The 24,510-nt window shown below is 58.3% G+C and carries 22 protein-coding genes and 1 pseudogene; 14 read left to right on the forward strand and 9 right to left on the reverse strand.

The window, feature by feature from the left end; genetic code table 11:
• The first annotated feature begins 50 nt into the window (after nucleotides 1–50).
• From IQ265_RS30540 to IQ265_RS30560, 5 genes are all read left to right on the forward strand, one after another.
• The gene (locus tag IQ265_RS30540) at nucleotides 51–1,451 is read left to right on the forward strand and encodes an ammonium transporter (RefSeq protein ID WP_194052471.1); all 1,401 of its coding nucleotides are present in this window, start codon (nucleotides 51–53) and stop codon (nucleotides 1,449–1,451) included.
• 45 nt (nucleotides 1,452–1,496) lie between these two features.
• Nucleotides 1,497–1,931: a hypothetical protein gene (locus IQ265_RS30545; protein ID WP_194052473.1), complete on the forward strand. Its 435-nt coding sequence runs from the start codon at nucleotides 1,497–1,499 to the stop codon at nucleotides 1,929–1,931.
• Between the two features lie 159 nt (nucleotides 1,932–2,090).
• A complete protein-coding gene (locus IQ265_RS30550; RefSeq protein WP_228037715.1) occupies nucleotides 2,091–3,755 on the forward strand; it encodes a CapA family protein in 1,665 nt (554 codons plus the stop codon).
• 246 nt (nucleotides 3,756–4,001) lie between these two features.
• On the forward strand, nucleotides 4,002–4,292 hold the full coding sequence (locus IQ265_RS30555; protein ID WP_194052477.1) for a hypothetical protein: 291 nt from the start codon (nucleotides 4,002–4,004) through the stop codon (nucleotides 4,290–4,292).
• Between the two features lie 66 nt (nucleotides 4,293–4,358).
• A complete protein-coding gene (locus IQ265_RS30560) occupies nucleotides 4,359–5,234 on the forward strand; it encodes a DUF2267 domain-containing protein (RefSeq protein ID WP_194052480.1) in 876 nt (291 codons plus the stop codon).
• A gap of 218 nt (nucleotides 5,235–5,452) precedes the next feature.
• Here IQ265_RS30560 and IQ265_RS30565 read toward each other — a convergent pair whose 3' ends face one another.
• Nucleotides 5,453–6,373 (reverse strand): vitamin K epoxide reductase family protein, encoded by a 921-nt coding sequence (locus tag IQ265_RS30565; protein ID WP_194052482.1) that lies wholly within the window; start codon nucleotides 6,371–6,373, stop codon nucleotides 5,453–5,455.
• Nucleotides 6,374–6,538: 165 nt separating this feature from the next.
• Complete coding sequence (btpA, locus tag IQ265_RS30570; RefSeq protein ID WP_194052484.1) at nucleotides 6,539–7,384, reverse strand: photosystem I biogenesis protein BtpA; 846 nt, start codon at nucleotides 7,382–7,384, stop codon at nucleotides 6,539–6,541.
• Nucleotides 7,385–7,749: 365 nt separating this feature from the next.
• Here btpA and rimO point away from each other — a divergent pair, with 365 nt between their 5' ends.
• The 4 genes from rimO (at nucleotide 7,750) to IQ265_RS30590 (ending at nucleotide 11,673) form a co-directional block, all read left to right on the forward strand.
• Complete coding sequence (gene rimO / locus IQ265_RS30575) at nucleotides 7,750–9,105, forward strand: 30S ribosomal protein S12 methylthiotransferase RimO (protein WP_194052486.1); 1,356 nt, start codon at nucleotides 7,750–7,752, stop codon at nucleotides 9,103–9,105.
• A gap of 55 nt (nucleotides 9,106–9,160) precedes the next feature.
• Nucleotides 9,161–10,570, forward strand: a complete 1,410-nt coding sequence (locus IQ265_RS30580) for a DEAD/DEAH box helicase (RefSeq protein ID WP_194052488.1) — start codon at nucleotides 9,161–9,163, stop codon at nucleotides 10,568–10,570.
• A gap of 200 nt (nucleotides 10,571–10,770) precedes the next feature.
• Nucleotides 10,771–10,968 carry a hypothetical protein gene (locus IQ265_RS30585; protein WP_194052490.1) on the forward strand — a complete coding sequence of 66 codons (198 nt, stop codon included), beginning with the start codon at nucleotides 10,771–10,773 and terminating at the stop codon, nucleotides 10,966–10,968.
• A 210-nt stretch (nucleotides 10,969–11,178) separates the two neighbouring features.
• Entirely contained in the window at nucleotides 11,179–11,673 is a 495-nt protein-coding gene (locus IQ265_RS30590) for a Tic20 family protein (protein ID WP_194052492.1), read from the forward strand.
• Between the two features lie 126 nt (nucleotides 11,674–11,799).
• Here IQ265_RS30590 and IQ265_RS30595 read toward each other — a convergent pair whose 3' ends face one another.
• Nucleotides 11,800–12,576 (reverse strand): fumarylacetoacetate hydrolase family protein, encoded by a 777-nt coding sequence (locus tag IQ265_RS30595; RefSeq protein WP_194052493.1) that lies wholly within the window; start codon nucleotides 12,574–12,576, stop codon nucleotides 11,800–11,802.
• Between the two features lie 160 nt (nucleotides 12,577–12,736).
• Between IQ265_RS30595 and rpsF the strand changes: the two genes are divergently transcribed.
• A complete protein-coding gene (gene rpsF, locus IQ265_RS30600; RefSeq protein ID WP_194052494.1) occupies nucleotides 12,737–13,099 on the forward strand; it encodes a 30S ribosomal protein S6 in 363 nt (120 codons plus the stop codon).
• A 383-nt stretch (nucleotides 13,100–13,482) separates the two neighbouring features.
• Nucleotides 13,483–14,004, forward strand: coding sequence for an Npun_F5560 family protein (locus tag IQ265_RS30605; protein WP_194052660.1), 522 nt, complete (start codon nucleotides 13,483–13,485; stop codon nucleotides 14,002–14,004).
• Between the two features lie 10 nt (nucleotides 14,005–14,014).
• On the opposite strand, the gene IQ265_RS30610 is transcribed toward IQ265_RS30605, so the two are convergent.
• Nucleotides 14,015–14,917 (reverse strand): S-layer homology domain-containing protein, encoded by a 903-nt coding sequence (locus IQ265_RS30610; protein ID WP_194052495.1) that lies wholly within the window; start codon nucleotides 14,915–14,917, stop codon nucleotides 14,015–14,017.
• A 317-nt stretch (nucleotides 14,918–15,234) separates the two neighbouring features.
• On the opposite strand from IQ265_RS30610, the gene IQ265_RS30615 reads away from it, so the two are divergent.
• Nucleotides 15,235–15,948 (forward strand): hypothetical protein, encoded by a 714-nt coding sequence (locus tag IQ265_RS30615; protein ID WP_194052496.1) that lies wholly within the window; start codon nucleotides 15,235–15,237, stop codon nucleotides 15,946–15,948.
• Nucleotides 15,949–16,045: 97 nt separating this feature from the next.
• Here IQ265_RS30615 and IQ265_RS30620 read toward each other — a convergent pair whose 3' ends face one another.
• The 3 genes from IQ265_RS30620 to IQ265_RS30630 all read right to left on the reverse strand — a co-directional run bounded on the left by IQ265_RS30620 (nucleotide 16,046) and on the right by IQ265_RS30630 (nucleotide 19,444).
• Entirely contained in the window at nucleotides 16,046–17,575 is a 1,530-nt protein-coding gene (locus IQ265_RS30620; RefSeq protein ID WP_194052497.1) for an anthranilate synthase component I family protein, read from the reverse strand.
• 186 nt (nucleotides 17,576–17,761) lie between these two features.
• Entirely contained in the window at nucleotides 17,762–18,190 is a 429-nt protein-coding gene (locus IQ265_RS30625; protein WP_194052498.1) for a photosystem I reaction center subunit II PsaD, read from the reverse strand.
• Between the two features lie 444 nt (nucleotides 18,191–18,634).
• Nucleotides 18,635–19,444, reverse strand: a complete 810-nt coding sequence (locus IQ265_RS30630) for a glucose 1-dehydrogenase (protein WP_194052499.1) — start codon at nucleotides 19,442–19,444, stop codon at nucleotides 18,635–18,637.
• Between the two features lie 177 nt (nucleotides 19,445–19,621).
• On the opposite strand from IQ265_RS30630, the gene IQ265_RS30635 reads away from it, so the two are divergent.
• Nucleotides 19,622–20,299: a TrkA family potassium uptake protein gene (locus IQ265_RS30635; RefSeq protein ID WP_194052501.1), complete on the forward strand. Its 678-nt coding sequence runs from the start codon at nucleotides 19,622–19,624 to the stop codon at nucleotides 20,297–20,299.
• Nucleotides 20,300–20,531: 232 nt separating this feature from the next.
• Here the strand turns inward: IQ265_RS30635 and IQ265_RS30640 are convergent.
• Nucleotides 20,532–21,929 (reverse strand): annotated as a pseudogene (locus tag IQ265_RS30640) (sodium:proton antiporter); the annotation flags it as partial.
• A gap of 563 nt (nucleotides 21,930–22,492) precedes the next feature.
• Between IQ265_RS30640 and IQ265_RS08855 the strand changes: the two are divergent.
• Nucleotides 22,493–23,101: a CPP1-like family protein gene (locus tag IQ265_RS08855; protein WP_194052503.1), complete on the forward strand. Its 609-nt coding sequence runs from the start codon at nucleotides 22,493–22,495 to the stop codon at nucleotides 23,099–23,101.
• Between the two features lie 109 nt (nucleotides 23,102–23,210).
• Here the strand turns inward: IQ265_RS08855 and IQ265_RS08860 are convergent, their stop codons facing one another.
• On the reverse strand, nucleotides 23,211–24,320 hold the full coding sequence (locus IQ265_RS08860; RefSeq protein ID WP_194052505.1) for a VOC family protein: 1,110 nt from the start codon (nucleotides 24,318–24,320) through the stop codon (nucleotides 23,211–23,213).
• Nucleotides 24,321–24,510 lie beyond the last annotated feature (190 nt).

Consider the following 24,510-nt stretch of genomic DNA (forward strand, 5'->3'; position numbering starts at 1 on the left):
CTGTTTTCGTCAGTTTTTTCGTACAACTTAGTTGACAGCTAGGAGTGTCTATGTCTCCTGAATCGCAAGAGTTTTTAGCAACGTTTGTCTCAGAGTCTTACTATTACTGGGCCTCTGTGTTCATGTTATTAATTCACGTGGGCTTTTTAGCGTATGAAGGTGGCGCGGCCCGCTCCAAAAATGTTTTGGCTACCATGGTCAAAAACCTGATGACCCTGTCGCTGGTGGGCCTGACTTTCTTCTTCTTTGGCTGGTGGGTCTACAATGCCTTTCCGCTGTTTCCGCTGCAGGGCGGCATCGTTGGCCCCTGGACTGACCCGGCTGCCGATGGAGTTGTGGGTGACGTTCTAGGGCTGGTTCAGGCTTCTTACCCCTGGTCGCCTGCCCTGGGGCCAAACATTGCCGATAACCTAACTGGCGTGTTCTGGTTTGCCTTTGCACTGTTTGCCATGACCACCGCCTCTATTCTCTCTGGGGCCGTCATCGAGCGCATCAAGATTGGAGCCTACAGCATTTTGGCCATTGTTCTGGGCTCGTTTACGTGGGTGGTAGCCGCCGCCTGGGGCTGGAACCCCTACGGCTGGTTCTTTACCCAGATGGGCTACCACGACTTTGGCTGCTCTGCCGTGCTTCATGCCGTAGCTGGATTCTTCGCGTTGGGGGTAGTGATTAACCTTGGCCCCCGCATCGGTAAGTTCGATGCCCAGGGCAATCCTCGCGCCATTATGCCCCACAATTTGCCCCTCACCATGGTGGGGCTCATGCTGATTTTTGTGGGCTTTTATGCCTTCCTAGCCGCCTGCGTCATCTTTGTGCCTGGCCAAACCGGCGAGATCACCATCTACGGCACACCGATGACTTTGGCCTCCATTGGGGTAAGTACGACCCTGGCCCTGTCGGCGGGTTTTGTAGGGGCCTATATGGGGTCAAAGGCCGATCCTTTCTACACTATTTCTGGGGGTCTAGCCGGGATTATTTCAGTGGGGGCGGGTATGGACCTCTACAGCCCTGCGATCGTCATTTTGCTAGCCTTTATCGGGGCCTACACCATGCCTTTTGTAGGCGGTGCGATCGAAAAAGCCGGTATTGACGATGCCGTTGGCGCGTTTGCGGTACACGGCTACTGCGGTATATTTGGGGCTCTCATGGTGGGCATTGTTGCCGCTGGTTATCCTCAGCCTGAGGGCGTTCCTGCCATTAATTTTGGGGCTCAGCTAATCGGTGCCTTGATCTGTTCTATCCTGCTGGGCTTTATTCCAGGGTATGGCGTTAGCTTTGTGCTCAAAAAACTGGGTATGCTGCGCGTTTCTGAAGCCGAAGAAATTGCTGGTCTAGACCTAGCTGATTTTGGTATCGGCGGCTACCCAGAATACTCCATTTTGCCTGAGCAAAATGGTCATTCGCCGATGGGTCCTATTGTTGTGCCTGAGGCAACGGTTCATAAGGCTTAAACGGGCAGTTTGCCAGGATGCTAAAAACTTTGAGGAGCAAGTGACATGTCAAGTCCGTTTTCTACCTTTGAAGAGTTTGAAGGAGCCATTGATGGCCCGACCGGTGGTGCCATTTATACCTTTGCCAACAGCCCAGCCATCAACACCGTTATTCTGTTAATCTGCGTTGGGTTGTTCATTTGGTTCTTAGTTAGAACTTTCTCAACCCACTACCAGGGTTCTGCGGTCGACAAATCGCTAAATCACCTCAGCGCCTTCATTGTGGCGGGGCTGCTTTCGATCGCGGGGGCAGAGTATCGTCAGTCTACTCAGAATCACCAACCCGCCACCCCCCAACCCCAAGCGATGACGCAGCGGCCTGGGGCTAAATCGGCCCTGGGTCTGCTGGGCCTGGCCGGAGTTGGCCTACCGCTGCGATCGCGAAGCACCAAGGCAACGCGCCGCAAGGGTCTCTACCGCGACATCACGTCGTCTCGATAGGGCAATAGCCCTGCATTTCTAGCGTTGCCTACAGCGTTCCCTCGTAGCGTTCAATAGCGTTCCACATAAACCCACTCTTGCCCTGCTGGTGTTTTGCCAGTGGGGTCTTTTTTGGGCTAAAGAACAGGTGCTATGGGCCAAAAAAGCGGCTCTAGCGGTATGATTTGGCGTAGCGGAGCGCGAGATGCCTTTTTACTGGTGAATACTACCGATTTAACTGAACCAGTCTGGAACCAGGCTGAGGCCGAGCAGCCAGGGGCGATTCCTGGGGCGATCGCGGCGGAAACTGCCCCCCAAGGCCCGTCTTTGCAGACCATCGCCGAGTTGATCACCAGAGCAGTCGATGATGATCAGGTGCGAGTAGAGGTCTCTCGCCGCGATCGCACCCTCTACGTTTTTCTCACCCAGGCCCAGCCGCCGCTGCTGGAAATCTACCTACACCGCATTCACGCGGCCGCAAGCGCGCTGGGTCTAGACACCATTACCCAGCTCAAAGTAGTCGACGGCACCGAAAAGCGCCTGCTCAACCGCTGGCACTACGACTTTGACCTCCAGCCCCAGCCGCAGGCAACCCCGACTCCGCAGGCTGCTCTGCCCGAAGCGACGGTCAGCAATCGGGCTGAATCGTTAACTGTGGAGGCCGCAGCGGTTGTTAAGTTAAGGCCAGCTCAGACCAAGGGGCGATCGCGCCGCTGGCGGTGGATTGTGCTACCAACTGCGATCGTACTGGGGTTTGGGCTAGCGGCCGGGGCTACCCAGTGGCGCTACAACCGACGGGCCGCTGCAGCTTCAGCCCACCTCATTCAACCCCTGGGGCTGGCCGAGCGAACGGCTACCCTCACCGCCCCAGCTCTGAGCACCCCTGTTACCCTCACCATCAAAGCCGTAGGCGACATCATCCCCGGCACCGACTACCAGCGCTACCGACTGCCCGACGAGTGGCAGTACCTGTTTGGCAGCATTCAGTACCATCTGGGCGATGCCGACATTACCTTTGGCAATTTCGAGAGCACCCTAACCGAGGTGCCCCACAGCGCCAAAAATACGGGCCGCGCCAACACCTTTGCCTTTCGCACCCCGCCCTGGTACGCCAGCGTGCTGGGGGCCGCTGGGTTCGACGTACTGAGCGTGGCCAACAACCACTCAATGGATTTTTTTGAGCAGGGCTTTGAAGACACCATTGCCCACATCGAGGCAGCAGGGATGAAAGCTGTAGGCCGCAAAAACGAGGTTGTAGTGGTAGACGCCCAGGGGCAACGGGTGGCCTTTATCGGCTTTAGCAACTACCCAGAACACAACCAGGTGCAAGACTTGGAGAGCGCGATCGCCCTAGTGCAAACCGCCAAGCAGCAGGCCGACATTGTCGTAGTTTCCTTTCATGCGGGCAAGGAAGGCACCGATGCCACCGTCACTCGCGACCAGGACGAACTGTTTTACTCCGAAAATCGCGGTAATGTTGTGCGCTTCTCCCGCACCGTTATCGACCACGGGGCCGACCTGGTGCTGGGCCACGGTCCCCACGTTCCCCGCGCGATCGAGCTTTACAACGGCAAACTGATCGCCTACTCCCTGGGCAACTTTTTGGGCTACCGCAGCCTCTCTACCGCAGGTGCTCTGGGTACGTCGCTCATTTTGCAGACCAACCTCAATGCCCAGGGCGACTTTGTCAGCGGGCGCATTATCCCCGTTGCCCTCGATCGCAACGGTGTGCCCTACCTCGATGACCACTTCGGCGGCGTTGTGCTCGTGCGTCAGTTCACCCAGCGTGACTTTCCCGATACGCCGCTGGCGATCGACGATTTAGGCTACATCTGGCCCCGGTAAGGGGGCAACAAGTGAAACCAGGTTAGACCTGAAAATACAGTTAATTTGGCGATCGCCCGTCGCGCCAAAATCTGGCTAAAGGCGGAAGGCGAATCGGTGCGACCTGCTCCCAACGACAGTGTTGAGCGCTGCGGTGACCGCGTTAGTTTGTGCGAGGAATGTCGTAGTTGCTGAGCGCCAGCGATCGCCCACAGCGGTTGGCAGATCTCAGCAGTGCGATCGCTATTACCCACCGAATTAACTCCTATGACTGACGAAAATAATCGGCCTCAGCACGTTGGTAATCCCCAAGAAGCTGAACCAGGGCGTGGCGCTCCTGGTAACCAGTGGGCCGTACAAACAGCGCAGCCAACCAACGTCAACCCCGACGACGAAAAAATTCCATCTAACGTGGATGTGGACAAAAACCGCCAGCAGATTGAAGCCTACGCGGCCCAAGAAGAAGGTACGCTGCCCACATCCCACGGATTTGTGATCGATGAATCCGGCAGAATTGACAACTTTCCCGTTGAACCCCCCATGTACGTCGAAGAGTAGCTGTGGTGATCGGTCTGTCAGGCCATAACGCTAACCAACCAATTTCTGCACTTGAAAGGAGGCCTTATGCCAATTGCTATTCGCGACGACACAGTATTCATTATTCTCAGAAAGATTGACGAATTTAACCAGAACGGTGGGCAGGGAGACATCAACTTTTCTGCCACCGACTTTACCGGCCTGGGGTTAACCCAGTCTGACCTGCTGGGTCACCTAGACTACCTAAACCAGCGGCAGTACATTGATGCCGAGTTTACCGGCAATGCCTACGGCAATCAGGAAGATGTGCCCAGCCTGGTAGATTCCGACGAGGTCGGCTTCCGGGTTGCCAACACCTTTGGGGCTGAAGATGGCCCCTTACCCCACCTGATTACCTTTAAGCGGGCGACTTTGACCGAGAAAGGGAAAAGCATGCTGCAGGATATGGAGGAAAACCCGCCCAAAGACCTGGACAAGGGGCCGAGGGTACCGTTGATTACCGAGCACACCCCGTTTTTAGAGAAAGTCAAAATCAAAGGTAGCCTGCCCGATATCTACGACGCGCGCGATATCACCGAGACCGTCTTTCGCGTCATGCGCGACGTGATGACCACAGCCGAGGCTGACCGCGTGCAGGCAGAGCTGCACGACGCTGTCCTACCAACCGACGAAAAGGCTCTCCAGATGGAGGTCGCTGATCTTTGGAAAGACCGAAATCCCATCGTGGGACTGCTAAGCCGCATTCGCCCCCCGCTGAAAGGACCAGCCCCTATCGGTATTGACTCCAAGCTGTTTTTGACGCGGGTGGACAACGAAGCCGGAGTACCGAAAACGGTCAACGCAGAAATTGTGGTCGCTGCCGTATTTTCAGCCACTAAAGATGAGCTGTCCCAAGAGCGCATTGAGGCTGTGGCCCAGTGGCTACCGGAAGGCAAAGTGCGCGAAATCTGGCAAGCAGCCTAATGGCTTGTCAAACTTACTCAATTTTGGGATCCACATGGGGTGCATCTCTGAGGTAATCCACCGCACAGGGGCTACGCCAGAGATAGCACAATCCCAAGTTTTAACGTTGACAGACCACTAGCGCGATTAGTTCGTTCAATCAAAGCAGAGAGGGTGCGTCACCAGTAAAGCGGTAACGCATCCTCTCTATGTTTGGATTCAAATTTGAACCCACGTCCCTAGCGCTGAAAGTTGGTCGGGCCGCTGTAGCCCGAAAGCTCGGCCAATCGCGCCAGGCTCTGGGTGCCCGAATAAAACTCACCGTTGATTTCCCAGGTGGGGAAGCCCGTAATCTCGGGCTTAGCGCGGCACAGGTCGGGCTGAGGGTTTTGGCCGTCTTCGGCGCACTCAACGTAGTTAAAGGCCTGGGCAGCTTCGGCCCCAAACAGCTGCTTTTGGTCGTGGCAGTGGGGGCACCACCAGGCACCGTACATCGTCGCGCCAATGTCTTTGAGGTGGTTGGCCAGAGCCACTTCGGCAGGGCCAGAAGCGGTGGTAATCGGTGGCCCGGCCTGACCGGCGACATCGGCGTTGGGGCTGCCTGCCGCGTTGATGGGGGCATAGACAGCAAGGGTGGCAACAATCGTCACGATGCCGACAATTAAGCCGATAAAGGCGATCTGACCCAGGTCATCCCAACGGTTGCCCAGCAAAATAATGACAAACATGGAGAGGGCAAACAGCGCCGAGCCAATGCAGTAGGGACAAACCGCCTGCAGCTCAAAGGCCAGCACCGTCATCAGGTAGCCGCTAAACACAAGCATGGCCGAGGCCAGCATAAACATCAGCGGCCAGGTCCAGGTTTCGAGTTTTTGGCGCAACGCCTTATTTTTGTCGACGTTGACAAACAGAGGAGCCACGGCCATCGCCAGCATGGTGCCGTAGGCCAGGAAGCCAAATAGCGTTAAGGGCTGGCCGAATACGGTGCCCCAGGGGCTAGAGAGCACGCGATCGCACCCCTCGGTAGGGCAAGCCCCACCGCCCGTCAGCTTAGCGATGGTCAGATAGCCTGTACCCAGAGCACCAATCAAGGCGATCCCCGCCACCAACCAGCGCGACCAGCGATGAATCCAACGGCTCTCCTGACGACGACGTCTCATGATGCGCCTCTCTTCCACAACAATTGACCCAAATTCTAAACGTCAAACTAGGGTAGCCAATCGCTTTCAAAACGTGGCCATCTCGTGTCTATCTTAATGCCTAGGCCAGGGGGTGGACAGCGCAGCCCCTCGAGAGCACCAGAACGCTATCGCTAGAACGTTGCCCTAAGACGGCACCATGGTCGGGTAGGGCAGGGTGCCCTCCAGCGCTTGCAGACCTTCCTGCATAGCCTCCACAAACTGCCCCACCCGAATTGGGTCAATGGGCTGGTTAATGTCGCCCTGGCGCTTGAGAGAGCTGGCGACAATCACGCCGTCGGCGGCTTTCATTAGGGTGCCAATATTGTCAACGTCGGCCCCGCTGCCAATAAAAACGGGGCGATCGCCCGCAGCGGCCTTGGCCAACTCCAAATCTTCGAGGCTAGGAGGGCTGCCCGTCGCCCAGCCCGACAAAATAATGCCGTCAGCTAACCCCCGGTGAATGGTTTCCTGCACCGCTGTAGTCAGGTTTGGCGACCCCAGCGGGCGGGCGTGCTTCACCAGCACGTCGGCCAAAATTTTCACCGAGCTGCCCAATTCTTTGCGGTAGCGCAGCAGGTCGTGGGCGCAGCCTTCAATCAAGCCCTGGTCGGTGGCCATCACTCCGGTCAGCACGTTGACGCGAATGAAGGCTGCCCCGGTGCAGGTGGCGATCGCCAGAGCGCTGTGGGCGTCATTGCGCAGTACATTGATGCCCAGCGGTACCGTAATCAGAGTTTGCAGGCGCTGCACCACCAGGCCCATGGCGCTAACCACCGCCGGGTCGACGGGGCCTTTGGTGAAGGGGGCATCAAAGAAATTTTCAATAATGATGCCGTGTACGCCGCCCGAGGCGAGGGCCGTGGCCTCTTGCTCGGCGCGATCGACAACGGCCTGTAGATCTCCCTGCCACCGGGGTGAGGTAGGCAGGGGCAACAGATGTAGAACCCCAATGACTGGGTTATGGGTGTTGAAGACTTCGATTAAGTCCACGTGAATTTTGCCTGGACTCGCAGAACGTTAAAGAACAGTAGGCGATCGTGATTCACCACAGCACTCACCGCGGCAAACGCCAATCTACCCTATCAGCATATCAACCCCTGGGGTCCGATTTAGGACACCCCTTGCTTTTGTGTTGTATTATTTATGAGTGTTAATTTGTATTGCCCCCTGGTGCCGCTGGCCAAAAGATTTGCTGGGCAATTCGTCAACACAGGATTGATGGATGCCTGAGCTGTGGTGTTAGGGATATTGGTGCCGATCGAGCGGTGCCCGATCGCTCTGGTGCGATCGCGCTAACCCTCTCAAGTTTTTGGCAAGATTGGCGTGTTCATATATTAAGAGATACAAGAGACACCATGGGGCTAAAGCCAACGGTTGCATTTAACCACCTGGGCTGCGAAAAGAACCGGGTCGATACCGAGCACATGCTGGGTCTGCTGGTGCAGGCTGGCTACCAGGTCGACGCCAACGAAGAGCTGGCTGACTACGTAGTGGTCAACACCTGTAGCTTTATCGAAGCGGCGCGGGAAGAATCGGTGCGCGCGCTAGTCGAGCTAGCCGCCGCCCAAAAGAAAGTGGTAATTACGGGCTGTTTGGCCCAGCACTTTCAGCACGAACTGCTGGAAGAAATTCCCGAAGCCGTGGCCCTGGTCGGGACGGGCGACTATAACCGCATTGTGGAAGTGATCGAGCGAGCCGAGGCCGGGGAACGAGTGAAGCTGGTTTCGCCAGAACCCACCTACATTGCTGACGAAACGGTACCCCGCTACCGCACTACGGCCTCTAGCGTGGCCTACCTACGGGTGGCCGAAGGCTGCGACTACCGCTGCGCCTTCTGCATTATTCCGCACCTGCGCGGCAACCAGCGATCGCGCACCATTGAGTCAATTGTGGCCGAGGCCCACCAGCTCGCCGCTGAGGGGGTGCAAGAGCTGGTGTTGATCTCCCAAATCACCACCAACTACGGCCTGGATATCTACGGCAAGCCCCGCCTGGCCGAGCTGCTGCGCGCCCTGGGCGAAGTCAACGTGCCCTGGGTACGCATGCACTACGCCTACCCCACCGGCCTCACCCCCGAGGTAATTGCCGCCATTCGCGAAACTCCCAACGTGTTGCCCTACCTCGACCTGCCGCTGCAGCACTCTCACCCCGAAGTGCTGCGGGCCATGAACCGCCCCTGGCAGGGGCAGGTCAACGACGACGTTATTCACCGTATTAAAGAGGCCCTGCCCGAAGCCGTGCTGCGGACTACGTTTATTGTCGGGTTTCCCGGTGAAACCGAGGCCCACTTCGAGCATCTGCTGGCCTTTGTCGAGCGGCATCGGTTTGACCACGTGGGCGTGTTTAGCTTTTCTGCCGAGGAGGGCACCCCCGCCTACGACCTGCCCAACCAGGTGCCGCAGGCCGAGCGCGATCGCCGTCGCGAGATCTTGATGCTCGCCCAGCAGCCAATCGCCTGGGAGCACAACCGGGCTCACATTGGTCGCGTGGTCGATGTGCTGATCGAGCAGGAGAACCCGGCCACAGGCATGACAATTGGGCGATCGGCCCGCTTTGCCCCTGAGGTGGATGGCCTGGTCTACGTGACCGGAGCCGCTCCCCTCAACCAGATCGTGCCCGTTACCATTACCGCCGCCGATACCTACGACCTGTTTGGCGAAGTTGTTCCCATAGCCCCAGCGCCAGAGCCTTCGCTGAGTCTGGTCCACTGAGCTGCGTCCCCCCCGTTTGACCCATACCCTTTGTTCACCGTCCCGAGGAACCACTATGACCTTATCGTTCACTAGCCTGGGGTTATCAGAAGCCCGCGTTAGCCACCTAGAGAGCATGGGCTATGCAGAACCCACGGCCATTCAGGCGGAGGCCATTCCCCATCTGCTCTCGGGGCGCGATCTAATCGGCCAGGCCCAGACCGGCACCGGCAAAACCGCTGCCTTTGCGCTACCGCTCATGGAGCAGGTTGACGCCAGCAACCCAGCCGTGCAGGCGCTGGTGCTCACCCCCACCCGCGAACTGGCTATTCAGGTGTGCCAGGCCATGCGCGGCTTTCGCATCAGCGGTCGCCCCAAGGTACTGGCCCTCTACGGGGGTCAGTCGATCGAGCGACAGCAGGAGCAGCTCAACCGGGGCACTCAGATTGTGGTGGGTACCCCAGGGCGCGTGCTCGACCTGCTCAACCGGGGCAGCCTGTCGCTCAAAAGCCTGGGCTGGCTGGTGCTCGACGAAGCCGACGAAATGCTCAACATGGGCTTTATTCAAGACGTCGAAAAAATTCTCAGCAAGGCCCCAGCCAATCGGCAAACCGCCTTTTTCTCCGCCACTATGGCCCCCGAGATTCGTGAGCTGGCCACCAAGTATCTCCACTCTCCGGTGACGGTGACGGTGCAGTCGCCCAAGGCCTCACCCAAGCAAATTCAGCAGGTGAGCTACATCGTGCCGCGCGGCTGGACCAAGGTGCGCGCCCTCCAGCCCATTCTCGAGCTAGAGGACCCCGAAACCGCCATCATCTTTGTGCGCACTCGCCGCACCGCTGGCGACCTCACCCGCCAGCTTCAGGCGGCGGGCTACAGCGTTGACGAGTACCACGGCGACCTCAGCCAGTCCCAGCGCGAGCGGCTGATGATGCGGTTCCGTCAGCAGCAGGTGAAGCTAGTTGTCGCCACCGATATCGCCGCCCGCGGCCTGCACGTCGATGACCTCACTCACGTGATCAACTTCGATATGCCCGACGCGATGGAAAACTACGTCCACCGCATTGGTCGCACCGGACGGGCGGGTAAACATGGGGTAGCAATTTCTCTGGTAACGCCTTTAGAGAAATACAAGCTGCGGCAAATCGAGCGCCACACCAAGCAGCCCATGACCCTGATGAAAATCCCTACCCGGGCTGAAATCGCCGCCCGCAACCTGGAGCGACTGCGCAGTCAGGTGCGTGAGGCGATTACCAGCGAGCGGCTGGCGTCGTTCTTGCCGATTGTGTCGCAGCTCAGCGAGGAGTACGATCTGCGCACCGTAGCGGCGGCGGCCCTGCAAATGGCCTACGACCAGACCGTGCCCGCCTGGCAGCGGGAGCACCACAGCAGCGACGCAGAGGTGTCTGAGCGGGGTGTGCCGCTGCCTAAAAAGCGCAAGGGGCCGGCGTCTGAGTCGCGAGAAGTTAGCAACGCCAAAGAATAGCGGGCTGCACTGCGATCGCCATCAGGGGTTTGCTCAAAGTGCCCGTGGTTACACCAGATGGACAGGGTCACCTCTACTCAAGTAAAGGTGACCCTGTCCGTTTGCGTTTGATTGCGTATGCCAGCACACAGCAGGTTCTATAGGGCATCCTAAGATTAGGAGAAGATCAGGTTAACCCTGGCCCACGGGAGGTAACCGCAATGTTGGTCATAATGACTGATAGCCAGCTAATTTCACCCCAGACGGTGTGCTGCAACTGCCTGATGGCCGATCGCCACGGTCAGCCCCGCTGGCAGCAGGGGGTACTACGCTGTGGTCATCGCGTAGCGGGTTTAGACCAGACTCAGCCGACCCAGTTCGAGTGTCAAATGGGCTTTCGAGTAGCCGACATTGAATAGAAGGGATAGGACCTAAGGGTTGAAGGACTAAGGTTAGGGGTTTGAGGTGTACCGACTAAGGCCTGCCCGCTAACCTGAAGCATCGAACTCTGCACTCCGCCAACTATCCCCTTTGGCCTGGCGACTACTAGGCTGCTCCGGCAAATCGTAGATTTACGATATGGTAAGGCTATAGCCCGGTAGCCCTTAGAGTTTGTCTGGAGAAAACCCATGACCTGGAGCAGTTCCCCCAACCCCACTATTTTGGATCGCATTTTGGCGGCCCTGCCTTACATTTTGCCGGTTACCGCTGGACTGCCCTACGGCCTTCAGCTGATTAGCCAGTTTCCGGTGTTTGGGTTTTTGCTGCTGCCCCTGGCTCCGCTGATTACGGTCTATGGCACCCTAGAGCGCACGATTCCCTTCTTTGGTCTAATCGTGTTTTTTGCGCTGATTTTGCTGGTGGTGCGCAACGAAAACATTAGCCGGTTCATTCGCTTCAACACGATGCAGGCGATTCTGCTGAGCATTATTTTGGCGGTGTTTAGCCTGATTCTCAGCCTGCTCGACCCGAGCGTGTTTGGAGAACTACTGTTTAACACCCTCTCCAACGTGCTGTTTCTAGGCATGCTGATTTCGGTTGGCTTCTCCCTTGTGCAAACCTTTCGCGGCCTCTACGCCGAAATTCCGACCATTTCCGAAGCGGTACATATGCAGGTGCGCTAGAGCTATCGACAACCAACCATTGATAACTCAAGCACAAGCGTTACGGCCCCTAGCCTATTTTCAGGTCGAGTTTGGCAGCGCTGGTGCTTTGAGGTTTTTGAGCAGGATTAATGACACCCCCTGAGGTTAGGGCCTCAGCGCCACCGTGTTTTCGAGCATGCCAATGCCCTCGATCGCCACTCTGACTTGATCCCCGACCACCAAAGGGCCAACGCCAGCGGGGGTGCCGGTTAAAATCACATCTCCCGGCAGCAGGGTCATAATCTCGCTGATGTAGGCCACTAGGTAATCGGGGCTGAAGGTCATTTCATCGACTGAGGCAGACTGCACAGGCGTTTCCTGTTTGTTGAGAAAGGTCTGGAGCTTGGAGCCTGGGCTGAGCTCGCGCACAATCCACGGTCCTAGGGGACAGAAGGTATCAAAGCCTTTGGCCCGAGTCCACTGGCCATCGCGTTTTTGTAGGTCGCGGGCGGTAATGTCGTTGGCGATGGTGTAGCCCCAAATTTTGGCGCGGGCCTCGTCAGCGGGCACGTGGGCACAGCGATCGCCAATTACCACCGCCAGTTCACCCTCGTAGTCGACCTGAGCAGCCTGGTTGGGGTAGTAGATGGGTGCCCCCGCTGCCGTCACCGCAGTTGAGGGCTTGATAAACAGCAGTGGCTCAGAGGGCATTGGAGTACCCATTTCGGCGGCGTGGTCGGGGTAGTTTTTGCCGACGGCAACCACCTTAGAGGGAGCGCAGGGGGCCAGCAGATCGTAGCTACCGGGCAATAGTTCGACCTCGGTGGGCTGCCCCTGAAGCCACGGCGGCGCGTCGAGCACCTGTACGCTGCGATCGGGGCGCAGTAGCCCATAGTGCAGTTGCCCGGTTTGAGACTGAACCCTAACGTAGCGTTGCGCCATAATTTTCTAACTCTTGGCCTGCTAATTCTTGGTATGATTGTAGATCCTTGTCTTTGCGCCAATACCTAGGCGTGGATAGGAATGCGGTGGCGATCGCCATTGGCGCTTATTTATGCCCATTTTTGGCTGCTAAAGGCCACTATGTCCACAAGGAGTTTTCATGAGAGCTTACGTGTACGAAACCATGTACATTTTGCGGCCCGACCTCAACGACGAGGCCATTGATGCCACCATCGGCAAATACCAGACCATGCTGAAGGACCAGGGCGCTTCTATTTTAGAAACCCAGCATCGGGGCAAGCGCCGCCTTGCCTACGAAATCGATCGCAACCGCGAGGGCATCTACATTCAGATGAACTACACCGGGCCTGGGGCCGCGATCGCCCCCCTAGAGCGAGCCATGCGCCTCAGCGACGAAGTTATTCGATTTTTGACGGTTAAGCAAGAGTCTGACGAGCCGCTGCCCGCCGAAGTCGAAGAACCCGTGGAAGAAGTAGCCGTTTCTGCCAGCGAAGAAGAATAATCGCCCCGTCGATATTCACCTAGCCAATATCCACCGCAGCAGTATTCACACAGTGCCGCTGGTCATTCTGCCCCAAGGGTGAGAACGACCAGCGGCACTGTGTTGTGGCCCAGTAGGGCGTTTTTTAGTTGTCGGCTGCTGGCCTCAGCCGGACCATCGCAACAATTTAATGTGCCAACTTTTCTAACAGGTGCTATAAATTAGCAGCAACTCATCCACCCCGATCAATCTGGGCCTGATCAGGCCGGTTTCGGTAGTTCGCCCAAGCTGTTATTAGGCTTGGTTAGAAGCCGAAGGGTGGTTCAGGCTTTGGGGCATCGAGTAGTAGGTTTAGTTGTAGGTGTGGGAGTAGTAGTCTCGTGGCGCAGTCTTCATATTCAGACATGAATGAACACCAGGCTGAAATTGCCCGGCTAGAGTCGGAGTTGGCTATTCGCGACCAGCTGGTGCAGCAGCTATCACAGGAGCTGTTTCGGTTGGTTAAGGGCAACGCCGGATTTGTGCCCAGCCCCGAAGTGTCTGAGCAGCACCAGGCCGAGATGTCGGCGCTGCGCGACCAGCTGCGCGGCGTTGAAAAGCAAATTGACTTTTACCAGGGGCAGCTCGAAGATCGCGACAGCGAAGTGCTGCAGCTGCGGCAAACGGTGCAGGAACTCACCGATCGCACTCGCATGCTGGAGCAGGTGGTGCAGGAGCTGCCCACGGTTTACCGACAAAAGTTCGCCGATCGCATGGCCGCCGTTAAGCAGCGCGTAGCCGAAATTCAGCGCGAAAATCGCCAGCTCCAGGCCGAACTCCAGAGCGTGAGCTACCGCTTAGCCATGCGAACTCGCCGCAGCCAGCGCCTAGAGCTGCCCACCCTAGAGCAGGATGGGCTAGACGGAATCTCTTTGCCCTCTTTTTAGCTAGACGTTGTCAGTTAGACTCAGGCAGCCCTACCACGTAGGGAAACGGCACATCTTGCAGGGTGCCGGTGTAGACCAGCGCCCGGTGCAGCATAACCGCAACCTCGGCCCGACTGGCGAGCCGGTTGGGGGCAAGCTGATTGCGATCGGGGTAGTTGACCACCAGTCCTGCCTCTGTGGCCGCCACTAGCGGGGCGAGAGCCCAGGGCGGCACCTGGTTTTGATCGCTGTAGGGTTTTAGCGCCGTCGTCGCGCTGCGGCTAGATTTCAGCAGGAGGCCGTTGGCCAGCGCCACAATGACGTGGATGCGGCTGACGGTTTGATCGGGCAAAAAGGTGCCGTCGGGGTAGCCGCTGAGAAACCCCATCTGCACGGCCTGCTGTACGTTGCCGTAGGCCCAGTGGTTGGGGGTCATATCGGTGTAGAAGGTTTCTTCCCCCAGCCGCGATCGCTCCAGGGGAAGGTTAAACAGCTGGGCGAGCTGCGTCGCGAACTCGGCTCGGGTCATGGGATCGGCAGGGCGAAACGTGCCGTCTGGAAAGCCTGCGATCACCTTGCGCTGGTTTAGATCATTCAGAATTGGCCAGGCCCAGTGCCCGCTGTTGAGGTCGCTAAAGCCAGGCTGCCCCTGCACCAGCGGCAGGTCGGGCCAGGCCTGCTGGGGCGGCAGGGGCTGGGGCAGCACCGGCAGGGGCACTGTCAACGGCGGACTTTGTCGGCTGCTGCGGTTAAATAGAGCCCGAAAGCCCCTGGCCTGGCCGGAAAAGGCCACTGGTGCCAGGGTAGATTTTGTTCTGGAGGGATGTTTGACGATCGCCGTAACCAGGGCCAGAGCCGCTGCGATCGCCGCTAGCCCAGCGGGTGCCAACCGCCGCCACCGGGCACTGGGCTTTGCCCCAGACGAGCGCTTCAATCTGGGTAATGGACGAAACAATGAGCGGAATAGCGGCGGCATTGGAGGCAGTTAGGCGGCTACTGCTAAACTAGAGCAGCCGGTCACAATATTGACTGGGCTTGCCCATTATGATAGTTCTTGCCTAAGGTTTAGGCCCTTTTAGTGCTAAATCTGAGGCTAAATTTGGGGTTAGTTCGACCCGGCATGCTGTTTGGCCCCACTCTGGGGGAATAGTGCATCTGTCGGTCGCGCCTTAGCTTGAGTTCGCAGGTTAGATTTACAGGTCGGATTCACACATCGGATTGGGAGTAATGGTCAAAGGCAGACAACAACGCTTGGGAGCGATTACAGCGATCGCCGTAACCGCATCTATTGCTGGTCTAGCGGCGGTTGGCTATGGCCAGCGGCCAGCAGCCCAGGCGACTTACAGCCAGACCACCGCTGCCCCTGCACCCGAGCAACCGTTCTACTACCGTCCCAAGGCTAGTACGCTGCTGAATGGCGTGCTGGTCCCCCTCAACTCTCTACGGGTGATGCAGCGGGCGATCGCCTTGGCCCCCGAGGCCGATGTCGATAGGGCACCCACCCTGGCGCTGCTAGCGGCTCCGCTTAAAACCACTGGTCTTGGCCCCATTCGCATTGGTATGGATTTAGAGGATCTTGAAGCAGCGGGGCTAACCCCAGTGACCATTGCCGAGGCTAGCAATGGCCAGTGCCAGTACTACCGCATCCAAGACTATGGCGAACCGGTCGGGCTGATGGCTATTGACGGGCAAATTCTGCGCATTGATGTGTGGCCGGGCAGTTTGACGACTACTCGCAGCGGCATCAGAATTGGTTCAACCGAGCAAGACCTAGTCCGGGTTTACGGTAAACAGCTGGAGGCGACCGCCAACCCTGCCACCCTTGGCAAAACCGTTATTTTTACCCCTCAAGACCCTGGCGAAGACGTCTACCGCCTAGTCTTTGAAACCGACGACCAGGGCCAGGTGACTCAGTTTCGAGCCGGGCAATTTCCTTCGGTAACCTGGGCTGAGGGCTGTCTGTAGGACACCACACCGAACCCTGGTTGCACACCCTCAATGGGTGGTGGGGCAAACAACCGTTTACCCTACGGTATACCTGGGCTGGATTTAGCGGCGATTGCTAACTCAGGCACCGGATGGCTTCTAGCATGCCCCGCGCCTTATTCAGGGTTTCCTGGTATTCCAGTTCGGGCACCGAGTCGGCAACGAGCCCAGCCCCAGCCTGAACAGCGACACTGTGGCCACCCTCGGGCAGCGCCTGCACCACCATCGTGCGAATGGTAATGGCGGTGTTGAGCTGCCCTTCAAAGTCGTAGTAGCCGTAGACCCCCGAGTAGGGGCCGCGACGGCAGGGCTCTAGGTCGTGAATAATCTGCATGGCGCGAATTTTGGGCGCGCCGCTGACGGTACCCGCCGGAAAACAGGCCTTGAGCAAGTCCCAGGCGGTTTTACTAGGGCTAAGCTGGCCCACCACATTGCTGACGATGTGCATGACGTGGGAATAGCGCTCAATCACCATCAACTCGTCGACCTGCACGGTGCCGCTGAGGCAAACCCGGCCCAGGTCGTTGCGACCCAGGTCAACCAGCATGACGTGCTCAGCTCGTTCTTTAGGATCGGCCAGCAGATCGCGCTCGTAGGCGGTATCTTCGGCGGCGGTTTTGCCTCGGGGACGGGTACCGGCGATGGGGCGCACGGTGGCGACGCGGGGCTGGCTGGGGTCATCGGCCAGGGTGGCCTTGACCATCACCTCAGGACTGGAGCCAATCAGCTGCCAGTCGTAGAAGTTGAAGTAGCACATGTAGGGAGAGGGGTTGATCTGCCGCAGCGATCGGTACAGGTCAAACGGATCCCCGCTGTAGGTGGTGCTCAGCCGCTGGGAGATCACCACCTGAAAGATATCCCCAGCCTGAATGTGGGCCTTGGCCCGTTCGACGCTGGCGCAGAACTCGGTGGGGGTACGGTTGCTGGTATAGGCTACCGGCGGTGTGCTGCTGGAGGGGGGATGCCAGGGCAGCGTAGTCGGGGCTGCCGCCAGGGGTAGCGTGAGCTTGTGGAGGAGTTGCTGAACGCGATCGCAGGCCCCTTCGTAAGCCGTCCGCATATCCAGCCCCGGCTGGCGCAGATCGGCGTAGGCAACTGCCCAAATCTTGCGCTGCACCTGGTCAAAAATCAGCAGGCTGTCCACCTGCATCCACAGCCCGTCGGGCAGATCGCTGTCCTCTAGGGGGTGAATAGGCACCGTTGGCTCGATCCAGCGGATCAGCTCGTAGCCCCAGAAGCCAAACAGGCCGCCAATGCCCGCAGGCAGGGCCGGTAGCTTGACCGGGTGATAGGGAGCCAGACAGGCGGCTAGCGTGTCGAAGGGATTGCCCGCGTGCTCGACTACGCTGCCGTCGCGGTGGGTTTGGGTAGACCGATCGCCCCGGCTTTCTAAAACCCACAGCGGGTCGCAGCCCAAAAAGCTGTAGCGGCCCAGGGTTTCGCCCCCCTCTACCGACTCCAGCAAAAAGCTGTAGGGTTGCCCGGCACACACCTTGTACCAAGCCGATACAGGTGTATCTAAGTCGGCCAGCCACTCCTGGTAGACCGGCACAAAGTTGCCCTGGGTGGCGTAGGCCTGAAACTGCTCAAAGGCGGGAAAAATCATGGCACTTATTCTACCGCCCCAGCGGAGGTACGAAGACATTGCCCGAATCGCAAACGGGCCTGGATAGCAAAAGGGGCCTAGCCTAAGCTACGCCCCTCACAACACAACAGTCACAGTCAGCACTTAGCAGAGTTTCCCTGCAAAGTTGTCTACTGGTTTACAAGGCGAAAACCAGTGGGGAAAAGACTACACTTCGTAGGTAGTTTTGCCGCTAAATTTAATGGTGGCGGGGTCGGGGTTGGCCCCGATGTTGCGGCCAATGCTATTAACTGCCCCACGACCTTCGTTGACCTTCTCAGGGAAGACACCGTCAGCGGGGTGCAGGTACTGGGTTTCGCCAGTGGCGTAGACCCGATAGATCTTGTAGTTTTCGATCCTGGGCTTAAACTTAGTGCGCAGTTGGCGACTCAGGGCCAGGCACTGCTCTTTGCGGGCCAGGTACAGGAGGTTATCCCCTTCGTTCATGAAAGCCGCACCACCGGTAGGCATTTCAAAAACCTGCTTCTTGGGACTGGTCCAGGTAATAGCGTACTTTTCTTCAACCTGGGCTTTGGTGAGGAGACCGCCGGTGTTGCCTCCAAAAATAGGTGTTTGACCTGTCAGCGTTTCAGTCATGAATTCCTATCTCTCAACCACTTAATGGGCGTTTGATGGGCATCGTATCATCGCGAGAGCGGTGGGTAATACCGATTGTTGAGGAAGTGTAACAGTTCTTCAGGTAAGGGATGGCGGGCTGAGGGCTGAGCGGATCCGGGCATGGCGGAGGGTGCGAGGTTTCAGGCCAAATCCTTCCTGATTACCCCCAATTTGGAAAAGCGAATGCGATTCGCCCCTACGGTTTGGCCCTTTCAGAATCGGGGATATGTGATTCGGATTTAACGTTAGTTTCAAGCCGCTGGAACTGCCGTAGCCCCAACGGCTTGAAACCTTACACCCTTGCCCCAGGGCACGTTATCAATTCTCGCCACAACCCTTAGCCCATCAGCGTTACTCAAAGAAACCAGCTAGGGGCTGTAAGCGCTAATTTTTGGGCCGTCACCCGTTGATTGATGGCAGTTCCTAGGCCGACCACGGTGATTGGAAGTCGGCATACAGCGTTAGCCCGCCGTCAATGTACAGGGTTTGCCCGGTGATGTAGGCGGCTTCGTCGGAGGCGAGAAAGGCGACGGCGGCGGCCATTTCCTCGCTGGTGCCAGCTCGACCCATGGGAATGTGGCTTTCAACTTCGGCCTGTTTCTCGGGGTCTTCGGTCCAGGCGTCGTTGATGGGGGTAACGGTAGCCCCAGGGCCAATGCCATTCACCCGAATGCCTTTGGCGGCGTACTCTAGGGCCAGGGTGCGGGTCATGTTGCCCATGCCCCCTTTACTAATGGAATAGCTGAGGTACTGGGGCCGAGGAATGATTTCGTGGACGCTGGAAATGTTGATAATGCTGCCGGGACGGTTTTGAGCCAGCAGGTGCTTTAGAGTTTCGCGGGCGCACAGGTAGGCCCCGCGCAGGTTGACCCCCAGCACTTTGTCAAAGCTGTCACTTGCGATCGCCTCCGATGGGCTTTCGGTTTGCACACCCGCGTTGTTGACTAAGATATCGAGCTGGCCAAAGTGGTCAACCGTTTGCTGCACCAGGGCGATCGCGTCGTCTTCCTTAGACACATCGCCCTTGAGCAGCAGGGCTTTGACGCCGCAGGCTTCTACGTCTCTGCAGGCCTTTTCCATAGCCTGGCGGCGGGTGTCTTCGGCCCCATCGCTGTCGCTGCGATAGTTAATCACCACGTTGCAGCCCTCTTCGGCTAGGCGAATGGCGATCGCCTGGCCAATGCCCGATGAGGCACCGGTAACAAGGGCAGTTTTGCCGGTCAGTCCTTTCATGGGATAGCTCCGTGGGGTGGTGGTTACAGGGAGTAGTGCCGCAGTAGAAAAGCCGATTACGGCCTTGGGATCTCTACTCGGGTGAGCATACTAAAGCCTAAAACTTTGGTATATCCCTCTGGGGGGTTAATTCTCCCTAAAGCAGCTTGACCGTCATTGATTAAGGAGTCTTTAAGCATGTACGTTTTAATTGGCGGTGCTGGCATGCTGGGCCTGGAGCTGGCCAAAACCCTGCTCGATGAAGGGCACACCGTCGCCGTGGTCGACACCGACCCGCTGGCCTGTCAGTATGCTCGTGAAAAAATTGGCGTGATGGCCTTTGAGGGCAGCGCTGTGAACACCACCACGCTGCTGGAGGCGGGCATTCGCAAGGCCGATGCGGTGATTGCGGCCCTACCCGAAGACGCCCTCAACCTGGCGATCGTCACCCTCTCTAAGCACTACGGCGTGCCCCAAACGGTGGTGCGCATGAGCGATCGCGATTTTGCCGAGCCCTACCAGCTGGCCGGGGCCACCCACACCATTAGCACCACCGAACTCACGATCAATCGTATGGTGAGCGCCATTGAATACCCCCAGGTGGAGGCAATGATGCACTTTGAGCAGGGCCAGGTGGAGGTGCTCAAGCTGCCCATTCCGCAGCAGTGCACGATTGTGGGGCGCTCCGTGGCCGAAATTGCCCAGGATGCTCGCTTCCCAGCGGGGACGCTGATCATTGGGTATCAGGCTCATCCCCACGAGGATTTAACCATTCCCAACGGCAGCACCATTCTGGAGAGCGGCTCGACTATTTTGGCCGTGACCAAACCCGGTCTGGTGCGAAAAATGCTCGATTTTATGGGGCTGTGCACCTAAGAATGGTAGCCCTAGCGCCGCCGGGTGAGGCGACGGCCCTCGGCCACAGCTTCATTGCTGCGTTTGACTGCATCTCTGATTGCCTGTAGCCCTCGGGCCAATGCTGCACTCATCCCTAAACCTCCCATCCGTTTTGTCAACGCTTCATTTTGCCAAAGTCATAATGACTACACTGAAGCTAACAAGCGCTAGGCTGTGCCGTCAATTCAGCCAAAGGAGTAGGTTCTGGAGGTCAGTCGTCCTTAAGCGTGAGCAGTTTTTCGTTCAGCGATCGCACGTAGGCCTGGCTAGTCTCCTCCGACAGCAGGCCTTTGCGGAGGGCGTCGTTGACGGCCCCCTTTTCAGCCAGGTATAGGCGGCGACGCAGGCCGTCGAGGTGGCTCTGGTCTTCTAAATGGGCAGCGTCGTTGAGGGTGCGCTGATTGTAAAAGTCGCGTAGGTCGCGATCGGCGGTGGCAATCTGGGCCTGGTAGGCGGCAAACAGCTCTTCATAAAGGTTTTTGGGCAGGCTGCCCGACTGCAGCAGGTTGGCCAACTCCTGCTGGGCAGCCTTGGCGGCAATCAAATTGAGCTGGAGGGTTTCGATACGCTGTTTGGTAACGGAGGGGCTGCTCAGCCGCAGCCGCTTGACCAGAAAGGGCAGGCTCAGCCCCTGACCCACCAGCGACACCAGCACGGTGCTAAAGACCAGGGCCACCACCTGCTGCCGCCCCGGCAGGCTGGGGGGCAGGCTCAGTGCCAGCGCCATCGACAGCGACCCCTTGATGTTGCCCAGAATGAGCACGTGCTGCCAGCGCAGGGGCAGCGGGCGATCGAAAAAGCGCAGCAGGTACAGCAGCGGATAGGTGGTCAGAATGCGGCCAGTCTGGTAGGCCACAACCGCAAACAGGGCCGCCGGAATGGTCTGCAGCAGCACGCTGGGGTCAACCTCAATGCCCACCAGCAAAAAGATGAAGGTATTGACGCCAAAGCCCGCGTATTCCCAAAAGTTGAGCAGCGTTACCTTCGTTGAGGCCGAGGTCTGGCGAAAGCCCAGTTCGCCAATTACCAGCCCGGCAATGACGACGGCGATCGCGCTCGATACCCCCAGCGCCTGGCCAATCTGAAACGTGCCTAACGACACCGCCACCGTCAGCAAAATGTTGCTGAGGGCATCGTCGAGCTGCTGAAACAGGCCCACGCAGAGGTAGCCCAGCCCCAGCCCCAGCGCCCCGCCGCCCACAAAGGCAATCACTAACTGCTGCACCCCAGCCCAGGCCGTAAACGACCCCTGTAGGTAAATGGTGGTGATCATGCCCAACAGCACCAGGGCAATGCCATCGTTAAACAGGCTCTCACCTTCCACAATGGTGGACAGCCGGGGCGGCACCGGCACCGTCCTAAAGGCGGCAATCACCGACACCGTATCGGTAATAGTCAAGATCACCCCGATCGCGGCTGCGGTAATAGTGGCCAGCCCCAGGCCCCACTGCAGCAGGGCGGCGGTAATTATGGCCGCCAGCAGCACCCCCGGCCCTGCGATCAGAGCAATGGGCTTGATGGTGCTGCGCAACCGACTGATGTCGGTGTTAATGGCGGCCTCAAAGATCAAAATGGGCAGAAACAGGTTGAGAATAATCTCTGGGTTGAGGCMYMSCGMYYSCGGMAGCAGKSATYYRSTANRWCGTNAKCNMSCGMMRGCACSAGCSYCACNNNNCMCGTRGGNNGMASCSGCNAGNCNCGCMKRSTRMTCRSCGMKMSCRSMSTGSCMACCAGCAGCAGCACAATCAGAGTGTTGACCAAACTGGTAACGTCATTGCCCACAGCGGGTTGGGTGGGCAGCACATCTACCCCAGGAGGTACCTGGGCCAGCCGCCAAAACAGCATCAAAGTTATCCCCATGGGGCTAGACAACAGCCAAAACGCTAAAACTATTCCCTATCCTAAGGGGGTGAACCTACCCTCGGCGCGATGCAAATAAAATTGCTTATTCTCGCTCTGCTGGTACTCAGGCCGGTGCTCAGGCCGTAAGATGAGCCAAGGGGCAAGCCGTAGCGGTAGGTGTTCCCTATTTACGGGGTGGCTGGTTACACTGAGGTTAAACAAGCAGCAGCTTCAGAAAGCAGGGTCAGGCTACGGGCGACCAGTCGGCCAGATCCATCAGCTGAGGTTAGCAACGTTGTCAAGTCGTCTGGGGGCTGTGGGGTTTTGCAGATGAGCGACCAAAATTCGTACGAACTGTTGGGGCTGACCGAAGCCTCAACCTTTGAAGAAATTCAGGAGGCCCGCGATCGCCTGGTTGATCAGTATGCCGAAGAACCCAAGCAGCAGGCTGCTGTAGAAGCCGCCTACGACGCCATTCTGATGGAGCGGCTGCGGCTGCGCCAGGAGGGCAAGATCAAGGTGCCCGATCGCATTCGCTTTGCCGAAAACGTGCCCGAGCCGCCGCCACCTACCAAGTCTGCCCCCAGCCTGCCTCGCCCCGAGTGGCTCAGCGGCCTGGTCGACACCCCCAGCCGAGACGATATTCTCTGGCCTGCCGTCATCTATGGCGGGCTGGCGCTGCTGGGCTTTGCCGCGCCGTCGCTAGCCCTGGCGGTGGCCATTGGGGCCGCAATTTACTTTCTCAACCGCAAAGAAAACAAATTCTGGCGATCGGTACTGCTCACCATTGGCGGTTTGGCCGCTGGCTTGGCCCTTGGCCTGACCGTCGGCCAGCTGCTGATTCCGCAGGGGGCACAGTTTGCCTGGGCCAGCCCCGATGCCATTGCGGCGGCGGTGACCTGTCTGTCGCTGTGGACCGTAACCAGCTTTCTCCGCTAGCGTCCTGTCGCCCTTGCCAGGCCCAAGGTCTCAGACTCAAGTTGAAGATAGCCTGAGACCTTAGACCGCACGTCCTTGAGCCCCTTGCTGCCGGTCGTATCCTTTGTCCCTAGACCAGGCTGCCGCGCTTCATTTGCTCGCGCTCGATGGCCTCAAACAACGCCTGAAAGTTGCGTTCGCCAAACCCCTGGGCCTGCACGGCCTCCTCCTTGAGCTGCACGACCTGACGCTGAATTAGCTCAAAAAAAATCGTTGGAATGCTCAGCAGCGGCTGGGTGAAGGTTTGCAGCAGGCGCGCCTGCGGCAGATGCGGCTCCCAGTCAACCAAAATTTGCAATCGGGCAATGGCCGCCTCGCGCTGGCGCAGCCACTCCGAAGCGTTGTTGCCCTGGGTTTGGTAGCCGGGGCGCAGCCGTAGGGCCTCGTAGTAGCTCGGCGGCACCGCCAAAAACCCTACCCCCCCCGCTCGCAGCTGCCCCACCGTATGCACAATATCGGCAGTGTGCAGGGCCACGTGCTGAATACCGCCCCCCCGGTTGTAGTCGAGAAACTCCTGCACCTGCGAGTTGTCCGTGGCGGGTTCGTTGATGGGCAGCTGGGCGTTGCCCTGGGGGTGGGCCAGCACCTGACTGCGCAACCCCGAATGAGGCGTATCGATGGAAAACCGCTGCCGGGGCTGAAAGCCAAGCTGGCTGGCATACCAGGCGATCGCCTGGGGCAGCTCTCCCCTGGGCACGTTGACGACGGCGTGATCAATGGCGGTGATCAAGCTGCCTCGAGCGGCGTACCTGCCGCTATCAGGGGCAATGCCAGGCACCCAACTCTCCGGCTGCCATGACTCGATCAGCGTATGGGTGAGCGATCCCCACCCCTGGATTTTTGCCCAGCGGCCTCGGCCCCAGCGATCGCGCTGAATGGGCTGCACCAGAGTGCCCCCAGCCGCCGCAACTTGGTCTAGGGCTGGTTCCAGCGCCCTGACCCGCAGCGCTACATCGCCAATGCCCGGTGGGTGCTGCTGTAGATAAGCGCCCACCACGGCAGCATCGGCCACGATCAGCAGGGGCACCTGGCCCACGTACACTAGCGCCCGCTGCTGAGTTTTTTGCTCAGAGGCAGCCCCAGCCGCTGGGCCAGAGCAAACGCCTCCCCAGGCGTTGACAAACCAGTCGCGCCAGGGGGCTACCGCCTCCACGTAAAAACTCAGATGGTTGAACTCCATAGGGCTAAGGTTTCGTGGTGATCTCGCTGTTATTGGAGCACAAACCTACTCCCCAACGTCCTATCCTTTGAGAAGATTTTCTTTTAGATACTAAAAACTACCGACAATTTTAGACCATGCCGCTAGCTTACTGCGTTAGCCCGGCAGCCGCAGCGCAAGCCAACGGCTCAACCCTGCCGGACTGAGCACT

Source organism: Nodosilinea sp. LEGE 06152 (assembly GCF_015207525.1).
GTDB lineage: Bacteria > Cyanobacteriota > Cyanobacteriia > Phormidesmidales > Phormidesmidaceae > Nodosilinea.

What these genes read in the sequence shown, in the direction of transcription:
- IQ265_RS30580 (WP_194052488.1), top strand. Translation starts at nt 9,161, where the DNA reads ATGACCTTATCGTTCACTAGCCTGGGGTTATCAGAAGCCCGCGTTAGC.
- rimO (WP_194052486.1), top strand. Translation starts at nt 7,750, where the DNA reads ATGGGGCTAAAGCCAACGGTTGCATTTAACCACCTGGGCTGCGAAAAG.
- IQ265_RS30620 (WP_194052497.1), bottom strand. Translation starts at nt 17,575, where the DNA reads ATGATTTTTCCCGCCTTTGAGCAGTTTCAGGCCTACGCCACCCAGGGC.
- IQ265_RS30630 (WP_194052499.1), bottom strand. Translation starts at nt 19,444, where the DNA reads ATGAAAGGACTGACCGGCAAAACTGCCCTTGTTACCGGTGCCTCATCG.
- IQ265_RS08860 (WP_194052505.1), bottom strand. Translation starts at nt 24,320, where the DNA reads ATGGAGTTCAACCATCTGAGTTTTTACGTGGAGGCGGTAGCCCCCTGG.
- IQ265_RS30560 (WP_194052480.1), top strand. Translation starts at nt 4,359, where the DNA reads ATGCCAATTGCTATTCGCGACGACACAGTATTCATTATTCTCAGAAAG.
- IQ265_RS30545 (WP_194052473.1), top strand. Translation starts at nt 1,497, where the DNA reads ATGTCAAGTCCGTTTTCTACCTTTGAAGAGTTTGAAGGAGCCATTGAT.
- IQ265_RS30540 (WP_194052471.1), top strand. Translation starts at nt 51, where the DNA reads ATGTCTCCTGAATCGCAAGAGTTTTTAGCAACGTTTGTCTCAGAGTCT.
- IQ265_RS30550 (WP_228037715.1), top strand. Translation starts at nt 2,091, where the DNA reads ATGATTTGGCGTAGCGGAGCGCGAGATGCCTTTTTACTGGTGAATACT.
- IQ265_RS08855 (WP_194052503.1), top strand. Translation starts at nt 22,493, where the DNA reads ATGAGCGACCAAAATTCGTACGAACTGTTGGGGCTGACCGAAGCCTCA.
- IQ265_RS30605 (WP_194052660.1), top strand. Translation starts at nt 13,483, where the DNA reads ATGAATGAACACCAGGCTGAAATTGCCCGGCTAGAGTCGGAGTTGGCT.
- IQ265_RS30565 (WP_194052482.1), bottom strand. Translation starts at nt 6,373, where the DNA reads ATGAGACGTCGTCGTCAGGAGAGCCGTTGGATTCATCGCTGGTCGCGC.
- IQ265_RS30635 (WP_194052501.1), top strand. Translation starts at nt 19,622, where the DNA reads ATGTACGTTTTAATTGGCGGTGCTGGCATGCTGGGCCTGGAGCTGGCC.
- IQ265_RS30555 (WP_194052477.1), top strand. Translation starts at nt 4,002, where the DNA reads ATGACTGACGAAAATAATCGGCCTCAGCACGTTGGTAATCCCCAAGAA.
- IQ265_RS30625 (WP_194052498.1), bottom strand. Translation starts at nt 18,190, where the DNA reads ATGACTGAAACGCTGACAGGTCAAACACCTATTTTTGGAGGCAACACC.
- IQ265_RS30595 (WP_194052493.1), bottom strand. Translation starts at nt 12,576, where the DNA reads ATGGCGCAACGCTACGTTAGGGTTCAGTCTCAAACCGGGCAACTGCAC.
- IQ265_RS30590 (WP_194052492.1), top strand. Translation starts at nt 11,179, where the DNA reads ATGACCTGGAGCAGTTCCCCCAACCCCACTATTTTGGATCGCATTTTG.
- rpsF (WP_194052494.1), top strand. Translation starts at nt 12,737, where the DNA reads ATGAGAGCTTACGTGTACGAAACCATGTACATTTTGCGGCCCGACCTC.
- IQ265_RS30585 (WP_194052490.1), top strand. Translation starts at nt 10,771, where the DNA reads ATGTTGGTCATAATGACTGATAGCCAGCTAATTTCACCCCAGACGGTG.